Genomic DNA, 16,616 nt, shown 5'->3' with positions numbered 1-16,616 from the left:
CCCTTCACCGTTTACTTCTCCGTAAATTAGTGAGTGAAAAATTAAATCGTTTCAAAACCGTATGTAATAGCGAGTATTTATTTTAAATTACTGTAAATAAATTAATTTACTGTTCATTTTACTAAAGCGGTCGAAAATCACACCAATTTCTTCACCTTTAGTTATATCGGTTACATAAATATCATTGGGTAATTCAGTGTGTACTTTTAACGTTTGATCAATAAACGAATACTGCTTTAAAACCGTTTTATTATCCAGTGTGCCGATATAGTAGAAAGTCTCATCAATCACCTTTAATGTATTTGGTCTAATTCCTTTAATGTCTTCTAATGGAATCTTAAACATTACATCCACTTGACCTTCTTTTGATTTACGCATTAGTTGAGCTTTTTCCATATCTCCATAATATAAATAGTTTCCATCGACACTTTCCTGTGCAATAGCTCCTGCGTTTAATAGTATTTTTTCTTTCTCAAAAGTGAGGACATTAAATTTGTAAATGTTATATTGTTCGTCTTCATAAGTACTAAAATAAATAAACTTTTCATCATAAGACCATGACAATAAAAAAATTTTATTTGGTAGTAGTAACCTTTTAATTTCTTTTTCACCAGACAAATCAAACAAGGTTAATTCTGATTTAAGTTTAGTCCTAGCAACAAACGCTAAGGTGTTTCCCTGGGGCCCGATAATAGGACGATCTATCATATTTGCTTTTATATTCGTTACTCGCTCGACGTTTCCACCATCAAATTTCCAAATATCGTATAAACCATTTCGGTTGGACGAGAAATACAGCGTTTTATTTTTTGGCGAATAAAATGCATTCATATCAATTAAAGAACTATTTACCTTATCCATTTTCGGGATATCAATATTTCCAACACGTTCAATATTAATAGTTCGACTGTTATTTTTATAAATGAGACTTTGTTGATTTAATGGGCTAGTAACTAACATCGGAGTATGATCAGGAAGAGAATTTACTGCGGTTTCAATTTTATAATTATTAACATTGAAGCTCCAAAGCCCTTTTTGACCAGCCAACTCACCTGCAACCCATAACGATTTCTCATCTTTTAAAGACATTCCATATAGCCGACTAAACTTCTTTGTAATCAATTGAAATGCTTTTTTATTCATATCATAGCGATATAAATGAGTAATGCCATCAGACACAGTTGCAGCAACAAAAAGCGTATTAAGATCTTTAAATAATAATAAGTGTGGATTAGCTGTTTCGGGTAATTCAATAGTAGTAGCTAGCTTGTGTTGACTGTTTAAATCTATTTGCTTTAACTGAATTCGATTATTAGTTAAAACAGATAAAAATAACTGCTGAGATTCTAACGATAGTGCTAACGATATAATCATATTATTGGCGGTATATAACGTTGATTTCTCGTTGGTCGCAATATTGTGCTCAACAACTTCACATTTTAAACGCTGCGGACATTTTACATAATACCAACTTTGTGAATTTGCTAACCATAAAGGCAGCTTAAAGGATGATCCGGTATTAATGACTGTTTGCTTATGAGAATCAATGTCTAAAAGTGTTAATTCATTGTATCGCTCTTTGAAATGAGACTTTTTGGTGAATAGCAGACTTTTGCCATCTGGAGAAATTGCTGGTGAATCAGCAAACACATCAATATCCGTTAAAAAACTTGTTTGTGAAGGAAAACTTGTAGATTTAGTCGGTATGTCTTGAAACCAATAAAACAACGCAATTAGAATTGCAATTAAAACGCCCCACACTACTGTATTCTTATAATCGATTGGTGGTGTGCTAGAAACAGCATTTTCCGTTACTGACGGTCTTTTGATTTCTGATAGATCATAAATAAAACAATAGCCTTTTCGAGCAATAGTTTCTATATATCTAGGTTGTTTAGGGTCGTCTTTTAGTATTTTGCGTAATTCAAAAATTGCTCGTGTGACAACTTCTAAGCCAGTAACAGTATTTGGCCATAATGTTTCTGCTATTTGCTCTCTACTAACAACTTCACCTTTATTTGCAATTAAATAGCAAAGAACGGCCATTATTTTAGGCTCAACTTTACATTCTTTGCCATCAACAACTAGCTTATTATGTTCAGGCAAGACTAAATAAGGCCCTAATTCAAATTTCTCCCCACCAACAAAGGCCACGCAACCACCTGATTATTATATAAAAATAAATACCTAATAACTTCATTATAACAAGATTATGACTTCATATTCTAATAATAATATAAACAACCTGATTTTAATTAAACAGGTAATCAGAATGAAAACATACCGAAGAACACTTTCAGCATTGACGTCATTAATACTTTTGACTTCAACGCTTTCACACGCTATTGAGATAAAATTAACGATAGAAGGCGATGGCGAAGTTAAAGCTATAGAATCTGCAGAAGTTTGTAGCGAAAGCTGTACTTTAACCAACAGTTTACCTGTTAACACGCTATCACCCGTCGCTAAAACCGGCTCAAGTTTTACTGGTTGGACAGGTCAAAGCTGTGACTCAGGCAATGAAGTATTATGGAGTGATGATTCGACACAATTGACGTTAGCTGCTGGCGGTGCAAAAACAATAAAAACCGGCGACCTTAACAACGACAATTTTGATGACTTTATTACCATTAGTTTATTTAACGGCGTGATCACATCAAATATTAGTCAAGGGAACGGTGAATTCGATAAAGTTACTATTGATGACGATCGACGATATCCAACCGCTTTAGATCTAGCTGATTATGATAATGATGGAGATTTAGACCTTTATGTAGCAGAGTTTGGTAAAGGTGTACTTAATGTTTTTCTTAATAATGGCCAAGGTCAATTTACCTTTTTAAAAGACATCAAAGTTTCAAACATAAAGCCCTATTCATTCAAAGTATTAGATAAAAATAATGATGGTAAAAAGGACATTCTGATTTCATCTTTCAAAGCCAATATTAAAGAAGATTTATGGGTATTAGTTAACAGTATTGAAGATGCAAAAACGCAATGGTATATCAATACAGGTGAGGACTATATTGCTGAAGAAGTAATATCTGATTTAGCCAGCATGACAATAGACGCTTACCAAAAAGAGGGAGAAACTTACATTGTTGCAGCAGAAATTATTAATGAAACTGTCACTTATTATCATCAAGGAAAAGCAACGGTAATTGCTACTGGTAGAGGGGCTTACGGGGCTGCTTTCGGCGATATTGATAGAGATGGTAATATGGATGTGTTATCAGCGCATTACAGCCCTTCTGTATTATATCTAATGTACGGGAAAGATGACGGTAGCTTTAGTGATGCTAACTTGGTTACCACCGCTGACGATGGATTAACCGCTACTTCTTTCGGTGATTATAACAATGATGGTTTTATTGATATGGCAACCAGTGTGTTTAATGAAAAAGTATTCTTTTACTTGGCAACACAAAGCTATAAAGATTGTGTTATCTCAACAGATGCTAACATTACATTAACAGCAAACTTTACAGAAGGGACTACCAGTACCCCAGTAGTTGAACCAACTCCAACTACACCAACGGCTAAATCGGGAAGCGGTGGTGGAGGTAGCTTCTCTTTTCTTATATTGATGATGGGATTAATACTCAGGGTTAAAAAGTAAACAGGTAACGAGCCTTTAAAAAAAAGGTGAACTTTTCCCTACAAAAGAAGGGTAATAACATTACTGTTATTACCCTTGTTAAATTTTTACTGTGTTCTCGATAAGTACCTGTTCATCTAGCTTAATCATTAAAAACTCAATAGCAAATTTACTAAGTTATATAACACTATAAAGCCTGTTTAATTTCGTTTGGCGTAAGTCCTGTCCAACGCTTAAATGAACGGCGAAAATTAGTTAAATCTGAAAAGTGTAATTCACTCGCCACTTTTTCATTATTGTAACCTTGTTCGGTAAGTTGAAAAATAGCTTGTTGTTGTCGAAATAAATCTAATAAATTTTGATAACTTGTATGATGATTCGCTAATTTTCTTTTCAACGTTGCAGGACTAACGCTTAAACCTAAAGCTATTTTTTCGAGTGTAACTTCTTTATTTTGTGCTAAATACTGCCCTATCGTTTGATAAACGTATTGAATAATTCCAACTGAAAAACCACTTCGATCTACTTGATTCAAATGATAGCGTTTAATAGCTTGATTACTTTCTGTAAATGGCTTTCTCATAATATTTTCTGGTAATGATAGTTGCAAGCCACAATGATTTTTGACAATTGTAGGCACGATAAAAGAGCCAATATGAGGAGTAAATCGATACGCTTGTTCAAAGTAAGCTTGGTATTGTTCAATATGTTCAGGTTGTGAATAAGGAAATTTGTCACTCGACCTGCTGGCCTGCTCAATAACGTAAAGCACAACCAAATAAAAGTCATTAACGTGATCCCTCCTTCGCCAATCGCATCAAGTAAATCTAATTCCATCACATTTTTTGACATGCCTACAGAAAACACCCCGACAACTACAAGAGTAATCATGGTGAAAAAAATAAAAAATAATGTTTTATGTAAGGGAAGAAAAGTAAAATTCATCTAATTGTTTCACATTGCTGACTCTTATCATTAGCTTAAGAGTCGTTCACTATCAATAAAAGGGTCATATTAGCTCACCTAAGTGACAGTTTTTTTACTGTTCGAGAACCATTTTCTCCTTCGCTTATGTATTCACTGGCTTTAAAGAAGTTTATCTTTATTTTTAGCCGGGTTTAATCAGCTCATTCATATCAAAATCTTCCGTTAAAAAGCATAAACCCCACCTGATTGTCACTGACGAATTAATTCTGAAATATTTTTGTCATCTGCTTTCGTTATTGTCTCCGCCAATAAATTTCACCGACACTAACATTGAATTAACACTTGAATTTACACAGACATTTTTCAGGTAAATCATCAAGCTAATCAGTGTTACAACTATTAATGAAACTGAGTATTAACAATGAAAAAAAATCACACTTGGAAAAATTTTCAACGTACGGCCATTGCTATCGCGTGCAGTGCGACTTTATATTCGGGCAATATTTATGCTCAAGAACAAACATTTAATGGCCGCATTACCGATTCGTCAAACACGGTATACTTTGAAGGCGCTAAAATAGAAATTAAAGAACTTGGCATCAGTGTTATCTCGTCACGTGATGGGTCTTTTCGTTTTCCACAACTAGCGGAAGGTGAATACACCATTGAAATAACGTATGTTGGTGTTCCAAAAGTAACCCATAAAATTGTCGTTGCGGCTAACCAAAATACCGCACAGTCATTTGTTATTGGTGAGCGCAGCGAAGCACTCGATAACATCATAGTTTATGGCCAAAGAGCTGGACAAGCGGGCACCATTAATCGTCAAAAAAATGCAAACAAGCTAATGTCTATTGTCAGTGCAGACACCATTGGTCAATCACCGGATCAAAATGCTGCAGAAGCATTACAACGATTGCCTGGTTTGTCTATTCAACGCGATCAAGGGGAAGGACGTTTTGTCGCTATTCGCGGTATTGACCCTAATTTTAATAATGTCACGATCAACGGAGTGAACGTACCTTCACCAGAATCAGGTGTGCGTAGTGTCGCAATGGATGTTATACCATCAGAGTTAATACAAAGTTTAGAAGTCAGTAAAACCGTTACGCCAGATATGGATGCCAGTGCGGTCGGTGGTTCAATTGAAGTAAAAAGCTTAAGTGCCTTTGACCGTCAAGGTCGAAGTTATAGCGCCACTATTCAAGGCTCATATAATGAATTAATGCAAGACACTAGCCCTAAATTATCTGGCAGTTTCACCGATATTTTTGACTTATCATCAGGTGCACAACTTGGCGTTGCAACTGCTTTTTCATGGTTTGAGAGAAAGTTTGGCTCTCATAATATGGAAGCTGGCGGTGGCTGGGCTGAATTTGAATACGAAGATAACGCAACAGGTGATGATGTAGAAGCCTTTTCTACCGAAGAAATTGAACAACGCCACTACCAAATTACTCGAGAACGATTAGGCGCAGCATTAAATTTTGATTTACATACCTCAACCACAGATAAGTATTTCCTAAGAACTTTATATAGTAAATTTTCAGATGATGAATTTCGCTCTCGTAATACCTACAAGTTTGATTCAGGAGCAATAGACCTGACAAGTTATAGTGATAATTCAGCACACTTTATTAACGCCGAAATGGAGCGTGATACAAAAGACAGATACGAAGAGCAAAAAATTCTATCATTAGTCTTAGGTGGTGAAAATTTAATCAATCAATGGTTTGTCGAATACGACATTAGTTATTCAAAGTCTTCCGAGAATGAACCTGATTACGTTGAAGCCGTATTTGTTGGTGAAGAACTTGACCTTGGCTATAACGCAACAGGTCCTATCCCTCAATTAACTCAGTCAAGTGCTGCACATGATTTAAATAACTTTGCAATGGATGAAGTTGTTTATGAAAACAACTTGTCTGAAGATGAATCGATGAGTATAAAAATTGATTTATCACACGAGTTCGTTTGGCAAAATCACAATGGTGAATTTAAGTTTGGTTTAAAGCATCAGGCTCGGGATAAATTTACACGAATAGAAGCGACAGTATTTGATGGAGGCTTTGACGATATTACCGCGCAGAAATTCGCTGCACCATCTCCAGAATACAACTTAGGTAATTTTGGCCCAAGCATTAATGAAACATCTTTAAGAAGCTTCGTTTTTACCAACAAAAATGCATTTGAGATAAATGATTTAGACTCTTCAATCGACAGTAATGGTGGCTCATATACCAGTGAAGAAAACATCAGCGCGGCTTACGCTATGGTTACGTTAGACATTGATAACTGGCAAATCGTTACAGGATTACGCTATGAAAATACCCGATTTGAAACCTCGGGAAATCGCGTTGAACTAATCGCTGATGAAGTCAATGACGATGAAAGCGTTGCAATTTCACCTTGGCAAGTGACTAAAGATTACGATCATTTATCGCCAAGTTTAAATATTAAATATACGCCATCAGATAAATTTGTGGCTCGCTTTGCCTATACACAAACCATTGCTCGACCAACTTTTGAGGATTCTGCAGCATTTCAATTAATTGAAAGCGAAGTGACAGAAGATGATGGTGTAATTGAAACAGAGCGCAAAGCTGAGGTAGGTAATCCTGAATTAAATCCTTACGAATCAAGCAATTTTGATTTATCCCTTGAATATTATCCGGGTAATATTGGTGTGCTTTCTGCCGGCTTATTCCATAAAAATATCAGCAACTATATTGTATTAACTGAGGTACAAGATAATGGTCAATGGGATGGATTTGAAGAAGTGATACAACCTATCAATGGCGGTGAAGCGTCCTTGGCAGGTTTAGAATTAGCATGGACTAAAAACTTTGATTCTGGGGTATTTATCAGTGCAAATAGCACTTTCATTGATACCGATGAAGATTTACCAAACCAAGCTGATACGGTTGGTAACCTTATGTTAGGTTATGAGAATAATAAGTTTAGTGCTCGTTTCAGTACTTCATATCGAAGTGAAAGCTTTCAATTTCTAGAAGGTGATAATGCTGTCTATGAAGATACTCACACTCAAATTGACTTCACGGCTAAATATTACATTAATGACACAATGCAAGTTTACTTTAACGCAGTGAACTTAACCGATGAGCCTATGTATCTTTACCATGGTAGTACTCGCTATAACTATCAATATGAGGAATACGGCTCTTCATTCGAACTCGGTTTTACCATTAATTCACTTTAAAAACGTATAACGGCAAGGTGTTAGCTTTCGCGCACCTTGTACCATTTGAGAATCTCATGAAATTATTAAAATACTCGTCAATAACGACATTAATATTAGTCACTGTTGCTTGCCAACAAGTTAATACTCAATCAACACTTGCAAACCAAGCTGAAAACAATTTTCACAACTCGTCTGAAAACATTAACTTTTTAGCCTTTGGAGATGGAGGTTACAGTGTTGACTATCCTAAGAAAAAACACATTGAAAACCCACTAAATAAAACTCAGTTTATCGCAAAGGAAAAACAAGATTGGTTAGAAGATTATCGTCCAATTACTGAATTTGACCATGCACCTATCCATGTTTACCCTGAAAGTGGTATAGCGACTGAAGCGAGTGGCGCTATTCCAGTAGGCCAAGCAATGGCAGATTTGTGCCGCCAGCGTGATTGTGAATTTGGCATTCAACTCGGTGATAACATTTACCCTGATGGCGCCGATGCAGACGATGGCAAAGACGATCAAAAACGCATGGACGATTTGATTCTTGGTCCTTTATTACCGTTATTTGAGCAAACACCAGAATTAGTGGTTTATTCAGCGCTAGGCAATCACGATTGGAAAACTTCAAGAAAAGGTATTGCCTTACAAACAGAGTGGATGACCAAGCAAAAAAATTTCCATATGGATAAACAAGGTTACTATCGCTATACCAAAGGAGAGCCAGGTAACGAGGTAGAGTTTTTTGTCTTAGACACTAACATGTTGTTAGCTGGACAGACTTTTTATGAAGTGCCATTAAACCCCGATGGGAGTGAAGGCAAATTAGATATTGCTTTAAAAGCAGGTACCGCTGAGTTAGAAGTTCATGAAAAGCATGAAGGCCCTCAAAATAATGAAGATAAAATACAACTTCAATGGTTAAAAGAAGGTTTAGCTAATTCAACTGCGAAATGGAAAATTGTGTATGGTCACCATATTTTATGGTCGATAGGTGGGACAAAATATAGTGAAGGACATGTATTACGTAAACTCATCATGCCAACCCTTTGTCAATATGCAGATGCCTATATTGCTGGTCATGAACATGATTTAGAGCTACTTACCGACGATTGTTCTTTATATCCTGAATCGAAAAGTGCTGAGCCACTGCCCCTTATTATTAGTGGAGCAGCATCGAAAATGCGCGGAAAACATACGCCATTTGCAAATTATCAAGAAAAAACCTACCCGCAGTATGAATTACTTTGGTCAAAAAGTTTTACTTGGGGTTTCTCGCATATCAATATCGACAACGTAAATGATCAGCTTAATGTTGAATTTTTTACCACACCACGCGATGGACATGGAAAATTAACACCTGAATATCGTCATACATTTTCTCGTAGGGTAGCAAAAAATATTGAATAATATTGGCGAGGTTTAATTAATCTACTCTTTAATCAATATGACCAAACAAGGGTAATAACATCACTGTTATTACCCTTGTTAATTTTTCAAAATTAATCTCTGAAGTTTAGTGGTTTTCAGAAACCATATTCACGGTATATTTTGGAATTTCAACTACAAGATCTTCATTGGCAACACGCGCTTGGCAACTTAAACGAGAATCAGGCTCTAAGCCCCATGCTTTGTCTAATAAATCATCTTCAAGTTCATCGCTTTCTTCAAGTGAATCAAAACCTTCGCGAATAATGACATGACAAGTAGTACAAGCACATACTTTTTCACAAGCATGCTCTAAGTCGATATCATTTTTCAAGACAACGTTTAATACGCTTTCACCAGTTTCAGCTTCTAAAACTGCACCATCAGGGCAAAGCTCTTCATGAGGTAATACTATAATTTTTGGCATCTTAATCTCTTTAAACTTTTCTTATCTTTCAGTAAATTCAATCAATTTGTTCGTTATATATCATCAACGGTTTGACCGGATAATGCAGTACGAATAGAAGCGTCCATTCGTCTTTCAGCAAAAGCGCCTGTATGATGATTTAACGCTTCAATTGTTTTCTCAATTTCATCAGCATTGTCACCTTGACTTGCTTTTGCTAACGCTGAAATGGCCTCATTAATGATAGTAAGCTCCTCCGACGTTAATAAATGGCTATCGGCTGCTAATGCTGACTGAATAGACTCAATAACTCTTGCCGCTTCAACTTGTTGCTCTTTTAACATACGAGCTTGCATGTCTTGAGCAGCGTTAGTCATTGAAGCTTTTAACATGCTGGTTATTTCATCTTCAGCTAAACCAAATGAAGGTTTAACTTCAATACTCGCTTCAATGCCAGTGGACTTTTCCATCGCCGATACTTCTAATAAACCATCGGCATCGACTTTAAACGTCACCCGAATATGAGCCGCGCCGGCCGCCATTGCAGGAATACCACGTAATTCAAAACGAGCGAGTGAGCGACAATCGTCAACTAATTCGCGTTCACCTTGTAAAACATGAATCGCCATTGCGGTTTGACCATCTTTAAAAGTGGTAAATTCTTGTGCTTTAGCGACAGGAATCGTGGTATTTCTTGCGATAACCTTTTCAACTAAGCCGCCCATGGTTTCTAGCCCAAGTGATAAAGGAATAACATCCAGTAATAACATGTCACTGTCAGGCTTATTGCCAGCAAGGATATCCGCTTGAATAGCAGCACCAATCGCCACAACTTTATCAGGGTCAATTGATGTTAAAGGCGTTTTATTAAAATATTTTTCTGTTTCAGCCCGCACCAAAGGCACTCGTGTTGAACCACCTACCATCACAACTTCATTAACATCACTAATAGTGACCTCAGCATCTTTTAATGCACGACGACAAGCGCGAAGCGTTTTAGCAACTAAAGGTTTGATCAATTGTTCAAACTGAGTTTTAGTGACTTCGCCTGACCATTGCTGTTCATTCGCTAAAGACAGATTTAGTTGAAAGGTATCTTGAGTGGTTAATGCTTCTTTTGCTTTACAAGCTTGATCAAGTAATTGACGTTCAATTGATGTCGATAAAGGTCGAGTAAGTCCTGCTTGCTCAATAATATGATCAACCAGTGCAACATCAAAATCATCGCCGCCTAAAGCTGAGTCACCACCGGTAGCTAACACTTCAAAAACACCTTTATTTAATCGGAGTATCGAAATATCAAAGGTACCACCACCTAAATCATAAACGGCGATAATCCCCTCTTGCTGACCTTGTTGCTCTTTATCTAATCCATAAGCAACCGCCGCAGCCGTAGGCTCACTTAATAAACGTAACACATTGACGCCAGCAAGTTTTGCCGCATCTTTTGTACTTTGACGTTGAGCATCATCAAAATAAGCAGGTACAGTGATCACAACACCGGTAAGCTCACCACCTAATGCCTGTTGGGCTCGCTCTGATAAAGCTTTTAGAATTTCAGCAGAGACTTGAACAGGGTTGATTTCTCCTGTACGAGTCACAAAACTTGGATGGTTTTCATCACCACAAAAATCATAGGGCAAGGAATGATATTTACTTTTAATATCCGTTAAAGAACGCCCAATCAGACGCTTGGCAGAAACAATGGTATTTTCAGGATCGACAATCGCGAGTTCTTTCGCTTTTTTGCCGACAATAATTTCAGAGGATTGATAACTCACAACGGAAGGAAGTATATCCTGCCCTTCACTATCTGTAATAGTTTCAGGCAGACCGCTTTTCACTGTAGCTACCAGTGAATTTGTAGTGCCTAAATCGATTCCTACGGCAAGTCGGTGTTCATGAGGGACAGTGCTTTGACCCGGTTCTGCAATTTGTAATAACGCCATGTGGGGCTCGTAATGTCAAAAATGGATGAAAAGATTAATCGTCAAATAACTGTTCTTCTAAACGATCTAATTCTAGGTGAAGTTTTTGATAAAACTTTAATTTTCGTAAATTTTCACAAGCGACTTTATTGGCGCTTTCTGTGTTTTCTTCGAGTGATACTTGCATCGCTTTAAACAGTTGTTGAAATTCAGTATCTAAAACCTGATGAGCTTCAAAAACAGCGGAATCGGTATCATCAGCAAACTTTATTTCAGCTAACATTTCCCGTAATTCCATTTGACGCATCAAAAACATATTATCACTAAAAGTCATTTGCTCACTGGGTAATTCAACACCGCGCAAGCTTAATATATATTCAGCACGTTTAATTGGATTTTTTAGCGTTTCGTAAGCATCGTTTACCGCTGTCGATTTTTTAACAGCAAGCATTTGATCTTGATTTGACGCATGGGTAAAACGATCTGGATGGACACTTTTTTGAATCGCTTGAAAACGTTCTGATAACTGTTTTAAATCAAGAGAAAACGATATATCTAAGCCAAAAATTTCAAAATAGTTCACAACTAAAACCTAATAAGACAACTGAGACAATTTTTGATGGCGGCGATTATACATTAAAGCTTTCGCCGCAACCACATTCGCCCTTTGCGTTTGGATTTGTGAATTTAAAGCCTTCGTTTAAGCCTTCTTTGACAAAATCTAATTCGATGCCATCAAGGTACACAAGGCTTTTGCCATCAATAATGATATTGACATCATCAATTGAAAACATAGTATCGTCTTCATTAAGCTCATCAACAAATTCAAGGACATAAGCTAGACCAGAACAACCGGTGGTTTTTATACCTAAACGTAAACCAAGTCCTTTACCTCTATTCTCAATAAAGCTTTTTACTCGATCTGACGCAGCAGGCGTCATTGTTACACTCATTTAACGCCCTACCTATGAATCGTGCTTGGTACGATAATCTTCAATTGCTGCTTTAATGGCATCTTCCGCTAAAATTGAACAATGAATTTTTACCGGAGGTAAAGCAAGTTCTTCAGCGATCGCTGTGTTTTTAATTTCACCAGCTTCGTCAATTGATTTACCTTTAACCCATTCAGTAACTAATGAGCTAGAAGCAATAGCGGAACCACAACCATAGGTTTTAAATTTGGCATCTTCAATAATACCAGCGTCGCTGATTTTCAATTGTAACTTCATAACATCGCCACATGCAGGTGCGCCTACCATGCCGGTTGCTACATTGGGATCATTTTTGTCCATTGAACCAACATTACGTGGGTTTTCATAATGGTCGATTACTTTTTCACTATAAGCCATATTATTCTCCTACTTTTTAGCAGCAACTGAGTACTGCTAAAAATTAAATTTACTAAAATATCAAACAATTATTAATAATGAGACCGCTTAGTGCGCCGCCCATTCAATTGAGTCTAAATCAATACCGTCTTTAAACATTTCCCAAAGAGGTGACATGTCACGTAAATGACCGATTGATTTTTGAATAATTTCAATTGCGTAATCAATTTCTTCTTCTGTGGTAAAACGGCCGAAGCTGAATCGAATTGAACTATGTGCCATTTCATCATTTAAGCCTAACGCACGTAACACATATGATGGCTCTAAACTTGCTGATGTACATGCTGAACCAGATGAAACAGCTAAGTCTTTTAATGCCATGATTAAAGATTCACCTTCAACAAAGTTAAAGCTGACATTTAAATTACCAGGATAGCGCTTCTCAGCATCACCATTGATAAACACTTGTTCCATATTACTTAAACCCGCCCATAAACGGTCACGCATTTTCGTAACATGTGCAATGTCTTGTGCCATTTCTTCTTTAGCGATGCGGCAAGCTTCACCCATACCAACAATTTGATGAGTTGCTAATGTACCACTGCGCATACCGCGCTCATGACCACCACCATGCATTTGTGCTTCTAAACGAATACGAGGTTTACGACGAACATATAAAGCACCAATACCTTTAGGGCCATACATTTTATGTGCAGAAATAGATAACAAATCAACTTTTAGCGCTTGCATATCAATGTGAATTTTACCCACACTTTGTGCAGCATCGACATGGAAAACAATTTTACGAGCACGACACATTTCACCAATTTCAGCGATATCTTGGATAACACCAATTTCGTTATTTACATGCATAATACTCACTAAAACCGTGTCATCACGCATAGCCGCTTCAAGCTTGTTTAAATCGATAAGGCCATTTTCTTCAGGATCTAAGTAAGTGACTTCAAAACCTTGACGCTCTAGCTCACGACACGTATCTAAAACAGCTTTATGTTCTGTTTTACATGTAATGATGTGTTTGCCTTTTTTGCTGTAAAAGTTGGCAACACCTTTAATCGCTAAATTATCAGATTCAGAAGCACCTGAAGTAAAAACAATTTCACGCGGGTCTGCGTTAATTAATTCGGCAATTTGGTTACGCGCAATATCAACCGCTTCTTCGGCTTGCCAACCAAATTTATGCGAACGGGAGGCTGGGTTGCCATAAAAACCGTCAGTGGTCATGTATTGCATCATTTTCTCAGCAACACGTTTATCTACCGGTGTTGTTGCTGAATAATCAAAATATATAGGAAGCTTCATTTGGCTAACTTTCTCCAACTCAATAAAATTACTGCGCTAGCAGTCATGTACTATATTTGTGGTTGCGATTAAGGTTTCTAAAGTATGTTTTGACTCTGCTTTTTTTTGCAGACTGTCTTGTCTTTTCGAAACCATTTTAACATTTCTTTGTTCAACGAGCTCAGACAAAGTAATGCCTTGTAAAAAATCTTCAATTCTTTGGCTTAACCCTTCCCATAGAGAGTGGGTTAAGCATTGTTTGCCTGATTGACAGTCACCAGTACCACCACATTTGGTCGCATTGACGCTTTCATCAACGGCACTAATGACATCTGCAACTGCTATTTTTGCTGAGCATCGACCTAAACGGTAACCACCGCCAGGACCACGAATACTATTAACAAGACCGTGTTTACGTAATCGTGAAAATAATTGCTCTAAATAAGATAGGGAAATACCTTGACGATCAGAAATATCAGCTAAAGAAACAGGACCTGTAGACGCATGTATAGCAACATCAAGCATTGCTGTAACTGCATATCGACCTTTAGATGTTAATTTCATGAATAACCCCTGTTAAATTGCCGCGCAATTTTACATAACCCTACAAAATAGTCAATTGAATACCTGACTACTATACTCAAGTATTCTAATCGTATTCGAGTAATAACTCAAGTAATACCTTAGTAAAATACTCAAGTATTATTCATGGCGCTTTTAATTAATAATCGTGATTGTTTGAGTGTCTGCTAAAAATTGCTGACACGATAGCCGATAGCCTTTTTTTAACTGGGCATTTGAGAGTTTTTCACGCTCTGCGTCGGAGATAGATGACATTGACGACAATAATATTAAACAACTACCACAGGTACCACCGCCACCACACACTGAAGGGATTTCGATATTATTTTTTGTTAAACCATCAAGTAAATTAGTTTTATCGTTTAAAGTTATCTCGCTAATGATTTGCTGATTTTTATTGAGTAGCTTCACTTTTCGTTTTTTCGAAAACAAATCAATTTGATATTGACCATTAAAGCCTAGTTGGATTGTCCAAATAATGCCCGTTAACGATAACCATAAGGTAATAAATGCAAATAATAGGATTTGAATATTATTAAAACTTCCTTCTTTGCCATAATCCATAAAGTGCAACATAAAGAAAAAGTCAGCAAAACGTTTATCATCATTACTGTGTCCGATAAGCCGACCGCTGCCTGTTTCAATATATATACTGGTATTTAATGCATCGTCATAATTGACTCGCCATATGGCATTTTGTTCTTTCGGAAAATCTTCATTGCCATTTTCAAGTAATGTAACTTGGATTACTTGGCCTGGCCCGTTATAACTAGCTGAAGCGAGTTTTTCAGCCAATTTTGCATCAACCACAATTGCTTCACCGGTATACGCGTTTATAATGCTGTAATGATTGGAAAAATGTGAATAAAGCGCCCGATTATGATTAATCAAATAAACCGGTTGCGTGAGTAAATGGCTTAAGTTGATTGCAACAATAGTATTAGCTTGTTTATGTTGTTCACTTTGACTTATCTCATTTTTTTGTTTGAGCAGTTCCTTTGGCTCTATTAGTCGCTCAGCGTCAAGGTTCACGGATGCTGACTGAGCGACGAGATAGTGAGTGCCTTTCGCTTTGTTATGATCCATTAAATTAAAATAGAAACCAGAACCAAGCCAAATCAGTACTTGTAAGCCAACAATTAATGACGCCCATTTATGAATTTTTTTAATTACAGACATTATCGGCTGCTCTTATTTAATACACGATAGTACACTAAAATCACTCCGCTTAAGCCAGCAAAAATGCCGAAAAAAGCAAACGTAAACAGCAATGTATTGTCAACTTCACTGTCTTGATAATCCATCACATGAAAACGAAAGATCCAGTCAAACAAACGCCAAAACTCATGTCGTTTGCCCACGATTTTTCCTGAAGTAGCTGAAACATAAAGTATTGGTGATGCAAAATCATCAAAACTTATTTGCCAAGCGGGTAAAGCACTCGATCGTAATTCAAAAGGAGGGTTTTCGGTAATCAACAACACGCTATAAATATGACCATCGCCCGTATATTCCTGTTGTGCAACAGCTAACGCAGTATTTTTCGCAATAGGAGATAACAATTTACCGGTATTCGCATCAAGCAAAACATTGTCATCATCGAGCTTAAATCGATAAACTGGTTTGGCTAAAAAACTTGAAAGCTCAAGCTCTTTAGCCTCAGGATATAACCTATATAGCTCTTTAATAGAAAAATTTACATCAACATCATCAAGATTAACTTGTTGATTTTTAATTAAAGTATCGCCGTGTATATAATCAATATTGAAAAAGACCATATAGGCACCGGTTACCGACCAAATGACAAATTGTATACCCAAAAATAGCATCAGCCATTTATGGGTTTTACGTACTGCTTTTAGCAAACTAAAAGGAGGTTTTATAGTTGTTTTTATCGCTTTATGTTGCATGTTTAT

14 protein-coding genes are annotated in these 16,616 nt (G+C 36.8%); 3 read left to right on the top strand and 11 right to left on the bottom strand.

The features are described from left to right. Positions 1-87: 87 nt before the first annotated feature. Positions 88-2,154: a winged helix-turn-helix domain-containing protein gene (locus RM573_RS13960; protein ID WP_311583312.1), complete on the bottom strand. Its 2,067-nt coding sequence runs from the start codon at positions 2,152-2,154 to the stop codon at positions 88-90. Positions 2,155-2,272: 118 nt separating this feature from the next. On the opposite strand from RM573_RS13960, the gene RM573_RS13955 reads away from it, so the two are divergent. Then, positions 2,273-3,619, top strand: a complete 1,347-nt coding sequence (locus tag RM573_RS13955) for an FG-GAP repeat domain-containing protein (RefSeq protein ID WP_311583309.1) — start codon at positions 2,273-2,275, stop codon at positions 3,617-3,619. A gap of 166 nt (positions 3,620-3,785) precedes the next feature. On the opposite strand, the gene RM573_RS13950 is transcribed toward RM573_RS13955, so the two are convergent. Beyond that, positions 3,786-4,370: a helix-turn-helix domain-containing protein gene (locus RM573_RS13950; protein WP_311583462.1), complete on the bottom strand. Its 585-nt coding sequence runs from the start codon at positions 4,368-4,370 to the stop codon at positions 3,786-3,788. 576 nt (positions 4,371-4,946) lie between these two features. On the opposite strand from RM573_RS13950, the gene RM573_RS13945 reads away from it, so the two are divergent. Both RM573_RS13945 and RM573_RS13940 read left to right on the top strand, forming a co-directional pair. Next, positions 4,947-7,745 (top strand): TonB-dependent receptor, encoded by a 2,799-nt coding sequence (locus RM573_RS13945; RefSeq protein ID WP_311583306.1) that lies wholly within the window; start codon positions 4,947-4,949, stop codon positions 7,743-7,745. A gap of 56 nt (positions 7,746-7,801) precedes the next feature. After that, positions 7,802-9,136 carry a metallophosphoesterase gene (locus tag RM573_RS13940; protein WP_311583303.1) on the top strand — a complete coding sequence of 445 codons (1,335 nt, stop codon included), beginning with the start codon at positions 7,802-7,804 and terminating at the stop codon, positions 9,134-9,136. Between the two features lie 106 nt (positions 9,137-9,242). Here the strand turns inward: RM573_RS13940 and fdx are convergent, their stop codons facing one another. From fdx to RM573_RS13895, 9 genes are all read right to left on the bottom strand, one after another. Further along, complete coding sequence (fdx, locus tag RM573_RS13935; RefSeq protein WP_303452445.1) at positions 9,243-9,581, bottom strand: ISC system 2Fe-2S type ferredoxin; 339 nt, start codon at positions 9,579-9,581, stop codon at positions 9,243-9,245. Between the two features lie 53 nt (positions 9,582-9,634). Beyond that, complete coding sequence (hscA, locus tag RM573_RS13930) at positions 9,635-11,509, bottom strand: Fe-S protein assembly chaperone HscA (RefSeq protein WP_311583300.1); 1,875 nt, start codon at positions 11,507-11,509, stop codon at positions 9,635-9,637. A gap of 34 nt (positions 11,510-11,543) precedes the next feature. Beyond that, on the bottom strand, positions 11,544-12,071 hold the full coding sequence (hscB, locus tag RM573_RS13925; protein WP_311583297.1) for a co-chaperone HscB: 528 nt from the start codon (positions 12,069-12,071) through the stop codon (positions 11,544-11,546). A 46-nt stretch (positions 12,072-12,117) separates the two neighbouring features. Further along, on the bottom strand, positions 12,118-12,441 hold the full coding sequence (gene iscA / locus RM573_RS13920) for an iron-sulfur cluster assembly protein IscA (protein WP_311583294.1): 324 nt from the start codon (positions 12,439-12,441) through the stop codon (positions 12,118-12,120). 12 nt (positions 12,442-12,453) lie between these two features. Then, on the bottom strand, positions 12,454-12,837 hold the full coding sequence (iscU, locus tag RM573_RS13915) for a Fe-S cluster assembly scaffold IscU (protein WP_311583291.1): 384 nt from the start codon (positions 12,835-12,837) through the stop codon (positions 12,454-12,456). An 87-nt stretch (positions 12,838-12,924) separates the two neighbouring features. Next, complete coding sequence (locus RM573_RS13910) at positions 12,925-14,139, bottom strand: IscS subfamily cysteine desulfurase (RefSeq protein WP_311583289.1); 1,215 nt, start codon at positions 14,137-14,139, stop codon at positions 12,925-12,927. Positions 14,140-14,175: 36 nt separating this feature from the next. Further along, positions 14,176-14,682: a Fe-S cluster assembly transcriptional regulator IscR gene (gene iscR / locus RM573_RS13905; protein WP_303452458.1), complete on the bottom strand. Its 507-nt coding sequence runs from the start codon at positions 14,680-14,682 to the stop codon at positions 14,176-14,178. A gap of 153 nt (positions 14,683-14,835) precedes the next feature. After that, positions 14,836-15,879, bottom strand: a complete 1,044-nt coding sequence (locus RM573_RS13900; protein WP_311583285.1) for a 2Fe-2S iron-sulfur cluster-binding protein — start codon at positions 15,877-15,879, stop codon at positions 14,836-14,838. Further along, a complete protein-coding gene (locus RM573_RS13895) occupies positions 15,879-16,610 on the bottom strand; it encodes a PepSY domain-containing protein (RefSeq protein ID WP_311583282.1) in 732 nt (243 codons plus the stop codon). The genes RM573_RS13900 and RM573_RS13895 overlap by 1 nt, the downstream gene beginning before the upstream one ends. Positions 16,611-16,616: the final 6 nt, after the last annotated feature.

The organism is Thalassotalea castellviae (assembly GCF_031846185.1).
GTDB lineage: Bacteria > Pseudomonadota > Gammaproteobacteria > Enterobacterales > Alteromonadaceae > Thalassotalea_H > Thalassotalea_H castellviae.
Note: the sequence above shows the minus strand (reverse complement) of the source record. Positions and strands in the feature narration are given on the sequence as shown.

Coding starts and splice junctions, on each gene's coding strand:
- RM573_RS13940 (WP_311583303.1), top strand. CDS start 7,802: ATGAAATTATTAAAATACTCGTCAATAACGACATTAATATTAGTCACT.
- RM573_RS13895 (WP_311583282.1), bottom strand. CDS start 16,610: ATGCAACATAAAGCGATAAAAACAACTATAAAACCTCCTTTTAGTTTG.
- hscA (WP_311583300.1), bottom strand. CDS start 11,509: ATGGCGTTATTACAAATTGCAGAACCGGGTCAAAGCACTGTCCCTCAT.
- RM573_RS13955 (WP_311583309.1), top strand. CDS start 2,273: ATGAAAACATACCGAAGAACACTTTCAGCATTGACGTCATTAATACTT.
- iscR (WP_303452458.1), bottom strand. CDS start 14,682: ATGAAATTAACATCTAAAGGTCGATATGCAGTTACAGCAATGCTTGAT.
- RM573_RS13910 (WP_311583289.1), bottom strand. CDS start 14,139: ATGAAGCTTCCTATATATTTTGATTATTCAGCAACAACACCGGTAGAT.
- iscA (WP_311583294.1), bottom strand. CDS start 12,441: ATGAGTGTAACAATGACGCCTGCTGCGTCAGATCGAGTAAAAAGCTTT.
- RM573_RS13900 (WP_311583285.1), bottom strand. CDS start 15,879: ATGTCTGTAATTAAAAAAATTCATAAATGGGCGTCATTAATTGTTGGC.
- RM573_RS13945 (WP_311583306.1), top strand. CDS start 4,947: ATGAAAAAAAATCACACTTGGAAAAATTTTCAACGTACGGCCATTGCT.
- fdx (WP_303452445.1), bottom strand. CDS start 9,581: ATGCCAAAAATTATAGTATTACCTCATGAAGAGCTTTGCCCTGATGGT.
- iscU (WP_311583291.1), bottom strand. CDS start 12,837: ATGGCTTATAGTGAAAAAGTAATCGACCATTATGAAAACCCACGTAAT.